The 12065-nt window shown below is 41.0% G+C and carries 7 protein-coding genes; all 7 read right to left on the bottom strand.

Annotated features, from left to right (window positions below):
- Positions 1-216 precede the first annotated feature (216 nt).
- Positions 217-1299: an NAD(P)-dependent alcohol dehydrogenase gene (locus AC1FXZ_RS10295; protein ID WP_480053223.1), complete on the bottom strand. Its 1083-nt coding sequence runs from the start codon at positions 1297-1299 to the stop codon at positions 217-219.
- Positions 1300-1326: 27 nt separating this feature from the next.
- Positions 1327-2769: an aldehyde dehydrogenase family protein gene (locus tag AC1FXZ_RS10290; RefSeq protein WP_480053221.1), complete on the bottom strand. Its 1443-nt coding sequence runs from the start codon at positions 2767-2769 to the stop codon at positions 1327-1329.
- A gap of 87 nt (positions 2770-2856) precedes the next feature.
- Complete coding sequence (locus AC1FXZ_RS10285) at positions 2857-3729, bottom strand: R2-like ligand-binding oxidase (protein WP_480053220.1); 873 nt, start codon at positions 3727-3729, stop codon at positions 2857-2859.
- Positions 3730-4080: 351 nt separating this feature from the next.
- Entirely contained in the window at positions 4081-5961 is a 1881-nt protein-coding gene (locus AC1FXZ_RS10280) for a XylR N-terminal domain-containing protein (protein ID WP_480053218.1), read from the bottom strand.
- A gap of 101 nt (positions 5962-6062) precedes the next feature.
- Positions 6063-6905, bottom strand: a complete 843-nt coding sequence (locus AC1FXZ_RS10275; RefSeq protein WP_480053216.1) for a TcaA NTF2-like domain-containing protein — start codon at positions 6903-6905, stop codon at positions 6063-6065.
- 61 nt (positions 6906-6966) lie between these two features.
- Positions 6967-9351 (bottom strand): tetratricopeptide repeat protein, encoded by a 2385-nt coding sequence (locus AC1FXZ_RS10270; protein ID WP_480053214.1) that lies wholly within the window; start codon positions 9349-9351, stop codon positions 6967-6969.
- Between the two features lie 34 nt (positions 9352-9385).
- The gene (locus AC1FXZ_RS10265) at positions 9386-11809 is read right to left on the bottom strand and encodes a tetratricopeptide repeat protein (protein WP_480053212.1); all 2424 of its coding nucleotides are present in this window, start codon (positions 11807-11809) and stop codon (positions 9386-9388) included.
- Positions 11810-12065 lie beyond the last annotated feature (256 nt).

Raw genomic sequence — 12065 nt, 5'->3', positions numbered from 1 at the left:
CCTTGTGCAAACTGGCTTTCACAGGTGTTAATTCTAACATTATCAATCTAGGAAAACAATAAAATTTTGACATCTTTTTGTAACATTATCAATAAATGTGTAATATTTCTAAATCACCCACTACCAACAGCCTATGAGAAAAGAGAGGGAATATGCCTAGAAAGGGGTCAGACACCTCTTTAGTTTACTAAAGAGGTGTCTGACCCCAATATCACCTTATTGAATTTTTAAGATTGGTTTAATTGAAATTCCTTTTTCAGAATCCTCAAATGCTTGATTGATTTCGTCAAATTCATAGAACTTTACAAGTTTATCAAATGGAAATTGGCCTGCTTTATAGTATTCGATTAATTTAGGTATAAATAAACGTGGGATCGCATTGCCTTCAATTACTCCCATTAACGTTTTTCCTTGTGATAGAGCAGGAAAATTAACTTGCATTTCTGGTGTAATGCCGACACTAGCAATTTTCCCTAACATCCGACTAGCTTCAATGCTTTGGTTCACGACAACTGGGACACCTGTTGCTTCTACTGCGTAATGTGTACCACCGTTTGTAATGGCCTGTATTTCTTCGACAACATTGACCTCATTGCCATTTAATACATGCGTAGCCCCTAGCTCTCTTGCTAAATCTAACCGATTCTCGTGAATATCAACTGCAACAATCGTTTTACACCCACTAATTTTCGCAGCCATCACTGCGCTTAACCCTACTGCCCCACACCCGTAGACGGCAATCGATGTTCCAAACTCTGGTTTTAACGCGTTGAATACAGCACCACTACCTGTTTGAATTCCACATCCTAATGGACCTAATAGTGCTAGATCAACATCTTTATCTACTTTGACCACATTTCGTTCATTGGCAATGGCATACGTTCCAAAGGAAGATTGCCCAAAAAATGTAGATATACCATGATTATGTTGATGTAAGCGATGTGTACCATCTTCCATTGTGCCACTAAAGTTAAGCTCCATAAATCCATAGCAGTAGGAGGGATTCCCCGTTGAACAATTCTCACAGTTGCCACATGATGCATACGAGATAATTACATGATCTCCAACTTCGAAACTAGTAACATTTGAACCTATTTTTTCAACAATCCCCGACCCTTCATGACCTAAAACGGCTGGGAAAGGAGACATTCCAGCATCCCGCGCAACCGCGTCTGTGTGACACACACCAGAAGCTACAATTTTTATTAATACCTCATTTGCCTTGGGGTCGACTAAATCTACTTCTTCTAATACAAACTTTTCACTTAATCCATGCGTTACTGCTGCTTTGATTTTCAATATTATCCCTCCTTAAGGCTATCAAGCCTATCTAGTTCGTATTGCATGCACTTCTACAAATTCAGCTATTCCGTACTCTGTAAATTCACGTCCCATACCACTTTGCTTAATCCCACCAAACGGCATTCTCGGATCAATTTTGTCAATACTATGGCCATTAAGAAACGTAAATCCAGCTTCCACTTGACGAGCAACCTCAGTTGCGCGCTCTCTGTTAGAGGACCACACCGAAGAACTTAAGCCGTAAATACTGTCATTTGCCATTTCTAGTGCCTGCTCTTCTGTTTGATATGGAATGATAGGAATAACTGGACCAAACTGCTCCGTACAAGATAAATCAGCCGTATGACTGATATCACTTACGACATGAGGTAAAATATAGTAGCCATTATTCCATTCTTCTGGGTCTAGCTTTGAACCTAATTCTCTGACAGTCGCATTGCTTTGTTTCGATTTCGCAATTAGGTCTTTAACTTTTTGATATTGAGCGCGATTATTAAGTGCTCCCATCGTCGCGCGTTCATCCAAGCCATGCCCAACTTTAAATTCATTTACAAACTCACATAATGTATTAACAAAACTAGAGTAAATCGTTTGAGGTACATAAACTCTTTTTACTGCAAAACAGACTTGACCTGCTCTAGTGAAAATTCCCTTTACTAAGTCAGGCATGATCTCTGACGCATTCACATCATCTAAAATAATAGCTGCATCATTTCCACCTAGCTCTAGTGTCATATTTTTGATCGTGTCTGATGCCGCTTGAATGATATGCTTTGCTGTTTCCGTACCACCAGTAAAAGAAACCTTTGTTATTAGTGGATGAGAAGTCAGTACTTTCCCAACATCAGCATCACCATTCACAACATTAATGACACCTGGAGGTAGAACTTTTGCCATTCGTTGTAAAACAAGCGTTAGCGCTGCTGGTGCATTTGGAGAAGGCTTAAGCACTACCGTATTACCTGACATTAATCCTGGGGCCAGTTTCATCATCGTAATCGAAACGGGATAATTCCAAGGTACAATAGCCGAAAAAACGCCTCGAGGTTTTTTATGAATCTCAACTGTACCGTTCTCATCGTCAAGGATTTGCGATGCTAGAAATGCCTCGGCAATTCCGGCTGTAGCTTGGGTACCACCTACACCATACCCCATATCAATTTGTGCTTCCGATAATAAGCCCCCGTGTTCTCTCGCTTCTAAAGGAGATAATTCAGGAATTGACTTCTCCAATTCTCCGATTGCTTTTAATACCAATTGAACTCTTTCACTTACTGAAATCGTTCGCCAAGTTTTAAACGCTTGATGGGCTGCCTCAATAGCCTGGATAGCATCTGCTTCGGTACCTTTTGCCACATTCGCAACTGTATCTGTGAGACGACCCGGGTCTTTAACTTCAAACATATTAGTAGAATCAACCGGTTGATTGTTAATCCACATTTTCACTTGCTCGGTTAGTACGTTCATCTATAAACACCCTCCTTTTTATCTAGTAATTTGATGCACCTAAAAAGATAGCGCTTTCAAAATGCTATAAAACCGTACATATTAAACCTATATAACGATGTCTTTCTCATCTGTGTTAAAAACTTCTTCTAATGTTTGCGTTTTTGCTCTTTCTAGTATGCTTAATCGAGCATTCAATTGTTTTTCAGCATATTTCGTAACCGCTTCTGGCGTAACACCAAACGAAACTTTTTTAATAAACTCAGATGATATGACTGCAGTTATTGGTTCATAGGACTGAAGTTGTTTTAATGCTCTATCTAATAACTCTGGTTGTTCACTAATCAATCGTTGTAACATAAATGTCCCAAATGCGATGTGCCGTGATTCGTCATGCTTCAATTTATTAATCCCTTGTAGCAATCCTGGCATTTTGTTAACTGATCCTAACGCTTGTTCAAAATACCAATAGGACGATTCAGCAGAAACACCTTCTGCATACATATTGTAAGCAACACAAGCATCTACAATCGCCTCTGGTGATTGGTCATGCCGTAATCGCCCCATCGTCGTTTCAGTTGCATTAAATAACATATGATGTCCCTCTCCTACAAGAGATGAAAGGTCCCTATTTATTCCGAGGTTTTCGAAAACCTTATTAAAAAAGTCTAGATGTTTTGCTTCTTCAAATAGGAAAGTTGTTAAATACATTTCCTCTTCAATCCAGCCTTTGTTTGCACAAGTCATAATAAGTGGGAGGATATCCTTAGTAACCGCTTCTTCACCACCAGCGAAATAGGAAAGTAATGTCGTTACTTCATCACGTTGATCATCGGTTAATGTCTTCCAGTCTTCTTTATCTTGACTAAAATCAATATCCGCTGGATTCCAAATACCGTATCTTTTCGCCTTTTCAAATAATCGATACGGTAGTGAATTCCTATTAATCTTATTACTTACCGAATAATAACTGCGTACCATTCATATTCCTCCTCCGATTTAAAAAAGTGCTAGAACAAAACAACAAGTAGCTAAGATCATTTAAAACGCTTACATAAATCTCTTTGAAATTTCTACACCTTCGCAACGTTTTAAAAAGCTGCTTAACTATTTTCATTGTATTTTAAATATTTTAAAAATTATATACAATTAACCGTTAAAATAAGCTGCTCTTATTGAAGAAATCGATTAACGAAAACCTACAAATAATATTATCTATTTTGAAGGTTTTCTTCAGATTGGAACTATGGACTACTTTTTTCAATATAAAAAAGGATATTACAAGAATAAACAATTCTTTGTAATACCCCTTTTCGATGCGTTTCTAGAAGTCTATACTTTCTCATTTAACTCCCATAAGCCAAATAGTAGAAGAATTTGAATGGCTAAATGGGCATTTACGAACTCCTTCGCATTTGTTAAATCAATATTTGTGATTTCACCAATTCTCTTTAAACGATATCTAACAGCACCTTCAGATATCATCATTTCACGTGACGTCTTCATAATATTACCCTGAAACTCTAATAAAAAATAAAGCGTTTTCAAAAGTTCTCCATTGCCTTCCTTGTCGTATTCCATAAGATCTTTTAAATAACTAATAGCAAATCTTTCAAGATCGTCAACATTGCTGGTGTTAAGCAAAAACTCTAAATACCCCAAGTCGTCAAAGGACATCACATTTAACGAGTTTCCTTTTCTCTTTGCAATTTCAAGAGCTTTACTTGCTTCGTTATAGCTTTTTTGAAAATTTTCAATCCCCTTAAATACCGAACTAATCCCAAGACTAACATCGGAACTAACTTTATTAGAAAGCAGCTGTACAATTTGTTCACCAAAACGTTTGTTACTACTCTTTATTCTTTTCATTAAATCTTCAGATACAAGAAAGATAATTTTATCTGAAAGGGTCGAAATTAAAATGTTCTTTTCAAAGGATTGCAAATAATAATTGATAAAATCCAAGGCCTCATTTTTATAATGAATGATGTTAACGTCTTCAATACTTGAATCATTGAGATCTAAAATATTAATATAATGCGCTTGATTTAAATCATAGCCCATTATTTTCATTCGATAAGAAAGGTTTTTCATATCAGGACTTGGCATCAATAATTCATTTAAAAATCCACCTACTATTCGCTTCTCTGTTTCTATTGCTGTTCGCTCATTAGAGAAATGAAGGGCACAAATCGTGTTGGCTCGTTCTAGTAAAACTCTTTCCATTTCATCAAATGTACCTTCTTCTTTAAGTAAAGAAATGTACCCCCACACTTCGTTGTTTAAAAGTACCGGAGAGATAAGGCGTTCATGTTTGAGCCCACTAATCTCTTTACTAACTGTTAACTGAACCGTTCGCTTCTCTTGGAATAACGTATTAACCCACGTTGGCTTTTCCTTCGTTTTGTATTTTTCTGCAACCTCTATTAAACGATAAGGAGTATACATACCACACGCTTCAATTAAATTAAAATTACGATCTTCAAGTAATACTGTACTTGAAAGATTTTCAGCTAACATGTTTATGACAGTAAAGATATCTCCACCTTTAATCAATATTTTCGATAGCTTTTCATTTATCTCCATTACATTACTTAACATCTTTTTTTGTTTTTCTATTCGTTTATAAGCTCGATCTAATTCATCCCCTAAATTTTCTGCCTTATAGAGAAGAAGCAAATCTTCTATTTCATCGCCCCACTCTCGCTTCGTTTTCCCTATAAACTTACAATGTGAATCTCCTTTGGCTATACAGTTGACCTCTTTAAAAATAACTTCCTCGCCCATAAGCTGGCTAGAAAAACCACTAGCATATCCACTGAGAGTGTAGCATACAGGGTCAACATGGAGACCAAAATCCTGAATATGTTGCGCCGCTTCATAGGAATGAAACCACCGTGCCTCAAAATTAAACTCGCCTTTTTTACGGTCCATTCTAATGTCGGCTGGTATCAGTTTTGCATAACCTTTGATATGATTAATTTTATATCCAGTCTCCAATATTTGTGATTCATGTTCCCATTCGAAATTGTCCTCAAAGTATTTAGCGTCATTAACGCCACAATCATAACTAAATCTCAACAAAAAACCTCTCGCTCTTTCCAATCCAAGTACACCTACTAGGTCCTTACGCGAAATTCCTAAAGCATTACAACCGATAAAATCCGTATTGCCATTCTCTAAAAAACCCCTCACAAAGTTATCGACCTTCACTGGCTTCACCCCTAAACAGTAGTAGCACTTAACTATAATTCAAGATATAGGGGTCAGACACCTCTTTAGTAAACTAAAGAGGTGTCTGACCCCGGTCTGTGTTATTCGAGTTTGCTCAGTGTCATCTGTCCGTCTCTTTCATTAACGGTATACGTCCAGTTGTAGTCGTTCACTTCGCTTGTTTGGTCTGGTTGGATGATTTCGACTGTTACATCGACATTGACTTGGTGCTCATTTGTTCCTGTATGCAGGTCATACGAGCGAATCGTAAAGCCGTGGAGCTTCTCAGTAATCCCACGCTCAGATAAGCGCTCCACTAACCCACGCTGGTCATTGTACAGTGGACTATTTGGTGTCAGCGTTGGCGCGACTCGCTGAAAATCACCAGTATTGATCGCTTCGATTAAGGCGTGCTCATAGCGTTCTACAGCGTAGTAGATGTTTGCTTGGAGGTCTTCTTCTGTATTGAGGCTGGTGTCACTTGCTTGGTTCGAGCCATTTGATCCGGCTTGTTGGGAACTTTCCGTGTTCGGTTCACTAGAGTTAGGTTGTGTGGTGCCTCCTGCATTTGGGCTGCTTCCACCACTCTCTGCTGAGCTACTTCCACTTGATCCTCCACTCCCTGCAACTGAGCCGCTCCCGTTTGTGCCCTCGCTCCCTGAACCTTGCGCATCACTTCCTGTTGAAGTCGACGTACTCGCATCAAGGTACTGGGCATCACTCGACCTTAAAACTGGGCCACTAGGCTCGGAAAGTGTCTTCGTGTCTTCTTTTTCCTCATCACTCGTAACAGCCTCTTTCTCTTCTGTTTTAGTGCCAAACCACGCTTCTAATGGCGTGCCGTTAAAGATTTTCAGTCCAGATCCTTCTTCTGTTGAATCACTACTAGAACAACCGATAAGGACGAAAACGAATAAGATCAACATACAAGATAACTTTTTCATACACGCGTTCCTTTCTATTTAGGAATGAGCCAGCCGCAAGTGTTACGGCTGGCGTATGCATTTACTCAAGGGTGAATGTATTGGTTATCGCATCCCCTAGCTGTTCAAAGAGCTCAAAGTAATGGTCTTCTTCCGGACTCTCGTCATAGAGATAAGGGCTTTCACCCGGTTCATTTTTTGCATAGACCCAGCCATCCACCTCGGCTAATTTTGAATGCATGCCATGGCTATAATAATTTTCCCATGCATATTGTGAAAACCGGTCGATCGCCGTTAAAAAGACGAGATCTTGCATTCTTGTTTTGTCGTCATAATAAAAGATCACTGTTTCAAATTCGATCTCGGAATAGTTATTAATCGTCTCTTCCACAACAACATCTTCAAAGAACTCTGCTGGAAGATCAATGCTGAAACCAAGCATCTCACTCTTATACTGTGACTCACTCGTTGTGTTGTCTGCTGCAGGCTCAGCTTCTTCAGGCTCACGTTCCTGTTCTTGCCCTGCGCCTACCACTTCAATGATAAATGTCGGCTCCGGTGTGCCAAATGATGGGTCATCATCGCCAACAAGGCCAATGTGATATAGACCTGGATTCTCAAATGTCGCACTGTTCCACGTATACCAGTAATTCACATGTGCTAAGCTCATGTGCTGAGCTTCTCCCATATACAAGGAGATCTCTCTATCATCAAATTTTTGTTTCGTTTGCCTATCTGCCGGAATCACGGCGACCGTTTCCCCTGCTTGAACCGTCACGCGTTGTTCATCTGTAGCTCTAACTCTTCCATCGTTCCCAAGCGTAAATCGAAGTTCAACCGATCCTTCTGGTGCGAGCTCACTTCTTGGTTTGTGACGTGTCTGGAATTGGTTGTTTTCAACATAATAGTTAAATTGGCCTTCATGATTGACGACCATTATTTGGCCCTCACTTGCTTCCACTGCCCCGTCTCTAAAGTTCTCGAGCGACGCACGCAGCGTTCCTTTTCCTGTGTAATCAAGCGAGAATACCTCAATGTAATGATGGCCACTCGTTCCACCAAAATTGTAATTAAAAGCGATAAAAGCATTGATCGGATCTGGCTCTGTCACGTATAGATTCATGAACAAATGCGAACCAAACTCGTTATACAATTCAAACGTCCCTGATTTCCATACTTCCATCCATGATTGGCTGCGCTGATCAAACGTTAGAACAGCGATTTCTAAATCAGCCTCCCAATCATCCAATGGTGTTGCTAGCGCGACCACTTGGTAATCGACAAACCCAAAGGATAGTTCTTGCTGCTCAAGAAGTTCAGCCTGTGGGTATAACTCAGCAACATCACCTGCTGTTAACGTCCCTGCTTCTTCATAGAGGATATTGTCTAAGCGAACTAAAGCAGTAAGTTCTTCAAGGTACTGTTCATCGCCTGTTAAATCATAGATAAGTAGATAGAACGTATACGCTGATTCGTCGATTGCTAATGCTCTTTCTGCTAGTTGAATCGCACCCTCTGTTTCATCCGCTCCTTGGTAGAAATAGACTAAGTCTTTTAAAATCGAAAGCTCTCCGACTGTCGCTAGATTGAGGGCATCTTCTAGTAGCTCGCGCGCTTCTTCCTCTTGACCTAGGCGCTGCATCGCTAATGCTGTGACCGTGATCGCTTTTTTGTTTTCTTGCGTATCGTTTTGTTCAAATAGAGCGACAACTTCCTCGTATTTCTCTAAGTGGTAGAGGGCGATTTGTTGAAGAACATAGCCTGACTCGTTCTCCTCATCACTTTCTTCACCCGTTTTCTCGAGACGCTCGACCCTCTCTAACAACTCCTCCCAGTTGCCACGATAGATGCGCTCAATCACTTCATAAGCCTGGTAATGAGCAGGGTCAACTTTAAGTGCCCCTTGAGCGAATTGAAAGGCAGCTTCAGGCTGGCCTTGTTTTTCATTGGCTTCTGCCATTAATAAAACAGCTTCAGCTATTTCCGGATGATGTTTGTTAAACGCTTCTTGGTAGACCTCCATAACCTTCTCGTGTTCGCCGTTTTGATAATGAATATTCGCTAAGCCACGGTAGGCATCTGCATAAAAGTCCTCTTCGCTGATCAGTTGTTCATAGACTTCAATGGCTTCAGCTTCTTTATTTTGTACTTCATAGACTTCTGCTAAATGGATACGCAGGCTGTTCTTTTTATCAGCTGCTTCAATCCCTCTTGCTAAAATTTCTTCTGCTTCCTGATGATTGTCTTGAAGAACATAGGCATTTGCGAGACCTTTGTAAGCATCTTCTACTTTTTCATCAATTTCAATTAACTCTTGGTAAGCAAGGATTGCTTCTTCATAATTTTCTTCTAATAAATATTTCGCACCAAGAGCAAGATGTTCTTGAATCTGCTCCGTTGATGCTTGCTTGCTGCACCCTGCAAGGAAAAACAGCAAGGTGATCAGTACAATCATTCCTCTTTTCATTCGCGTCTCCAGTCCTCTCTCTTTCTTCTATTATTTACTGCGCGTTTCGATATTCTATCGGAACATCACTGAACCGCTCTCGCCAGTCTTCGATCGTGACCGGCAGTTGTTGTTTGTAATTCTCTACATTCGTATGGTAGACAATCCGGCCTTCATCAAGGGCCGCTGCCCAAAACTCACCTTGGCTGTTGTACATAATGATCGCTTCCATAATCGTAAACAGTCCGCGTACGCCCCCGCTGTGGACAGTCGCCCCGAACCCGTCAAGGTCTTCATTGTCATAGATTAATTGCATCCGTTCGACGTATAATGGGTAGTCATCGCCAACGAGTGTTTGAAACTGTGAATCTTGCTCTTTTGTTTCAAAAATTCCTATTTCAACGAGATCCGTCGTCATTTCTAATCCGTCACGATAATAATCGCCAGCAAAATGCGCGCCAAGCCCGGCATAGATTTGGCATTCATAGTTCGTGCTCACATTGATGTGGTCACCGAGGAGCTGAAAGTCGACACGGCAGCCTTCACTGTCTGTGTATACTGCAGTTTCGCCCTCGATTCTCGCCGTTCCGTCAATGTAGCCGGTGTGAGCACCACTGTTGACATCAAGCTCAAACGTAAAGCTGTCAAAGTCAGCGTCAGTAATGTCAAGCAACCCTCCACCTTGTGCGAAGGAGTACGACCATTCTCCTACTAAGTCTGGGAGAACCTCTATCACAAATGCTGGCTCTGTTGCAGCAGTCGGCTTTTTGCTATTTTCAAAGACGACATAATAGCGTCCAGGCTGCGAGTACCTTATTGTATTGACGTATTTGAAGTGAAACATGTTTTCTAAGTTATCAGCGTTCGTGCCGTAATAAGTACGAAGCTTGCCACTGTCGAACGCTCTTTCTGAACGCGCATCAGACGGGACAAAGGCAACCATTTCTCCTGGCTCAATTTGGATTACCTCTTTTTCTGCTGCTTTAACTTGACCATCGCCTGTCAACTGAAAGACGGCTTGTGTGGCATCTTCATGGCTCAACTGGCTGCGCGGAGTTTCGCTCACGTTTACGTAGCCGTAGGAAAACGAGAATTCGTAACGTCCCCCTTTTGTCGCCATCAGTGTCTCCATTTCTGTTTCTTCTTTCAATTCAAAAATACCACTTTCATCAAAATAAAGGCTCTCTGTTTCATCTGAAATCCACTGCTGCACCCAACCATCAACTTGAACGTCATGCTTGAAGACGACTAATTGAATCATGTTTTCTGCCGTATTTTCACTTGATCCCTTCTTTAATGCTGTAACATAAAAGTCGCCAAATTCATGGGCAATGTGATGGCCTTCAATCTCCTCCCACTCCGGGAAAAAGGCTACAAGATCTCCCTCAATATCACCGGGCACTTCCCTAACTAATTGCCCAACTTGATAAAGGTCAATCAATGTTTGCAAGTACGTTTGATCACCTGTTAGTTCATGAAGATAGATGTAAGCAGAGTCTAACTGTGGATTGCTAAGACGCACATCATCGGCTGTTCGGATTGCTTGCCCAATAGCTTCCACTTCTACGAAATACGTGATCAGTTCATCAAGCAGCAACGCTTTTTCCTCTTCTTCTAGGTTAAGCTTGCGAAACAACTCGGTTGCTGCCTCCTCGTCTCCTAGACGCTGATACGAAATCGCAGCGCGAATTAGCAATTTTTTATTATCACTCAGTTCTCTATTTTCGAAAATTTCGATTAACTCATTGTAGTATTCTAGTTCATACAAGGCGTACATCCGAAGAATGTCACCAAGTTCAGTCTTTCCTTCTTCTGTCAAAGCCTTTCCTTCTGCCACAAGCTGCCACCACATTCCGGCATACGTTGCATCGAGCAGTGGGTAAAGGTCATACAAATCGGGGTCTTGTGCAATCGCTTCGGTTGCGTACGTGCGCGCTTGGTTACGCTCGCCAATTTTTAAATACGTATCTGCTAAGGCTGCATATGACCCAGCCGTCAGCTCACCGCTTTGACTTTCTGATTCTAAAAATGTATAAATTTCCTCAATCTCGCCTTGTTTCCTATACAAGCCAGCTAATTGATTATAAGCGCTGCCGTACTGATCTTCTTCAATCAACGCCATGTAGACGTCTTTTGCTTCTTCATACTTTTCCTGAACCTCATAAATTTCTGCTAATTGAATCTTTAGCGAGGCGTCGTCCTCAATTGCTTCAATCCCTTGCCGAACTGTTTCTTCTGAACGATCGTAGTCGCCTTGCAGCACGTAAGCACGCGACATCCCGATATAGGCCTCTGTAATATTCTCATCAATTTCGATCAAGTCTTGATACGCTAAAATCGCTTCTTCATAGTTTTCCTCTAATAAATACTTCGCCCCAAGCGCCAACTGATCAGCGATCACTTCACTTGAAGCAACAGATTTACAAGCTGCCAGTAGCAAAACACTAGCAAGCACAAGCCATTTTCTGGCGATTTTCATATAGCCCCTCCTTTTAGTTCACTGAAAAAGGACGCTTTTCCCTTTTTCAGTGGTCTTAGGCAATGAGCGTAGCCGTTACCCTCTTTTGAAAGCCTTTCTATGAATGGTTTTCTCATAGAAAGGCGCGTAACGTGCGAAGCCATTGCACTTCTATGAGTTTACTTTCGAAGATCTAAGTAATCTCAGGATGGCCATGGCTCCTCTCGCCGTGCGCTTTTTGAGAAGTTCGCTCAAAAAAGCTTAAAAGATTACGGCG

This window comes from Halalkalibacter sp. HAAS-P014 (assembly GCF_056619965.1).
Note: the sequence above shows the minus strand (reverse complement) of the source record. Positions and strands in the feature narration are given on the sequence as shown.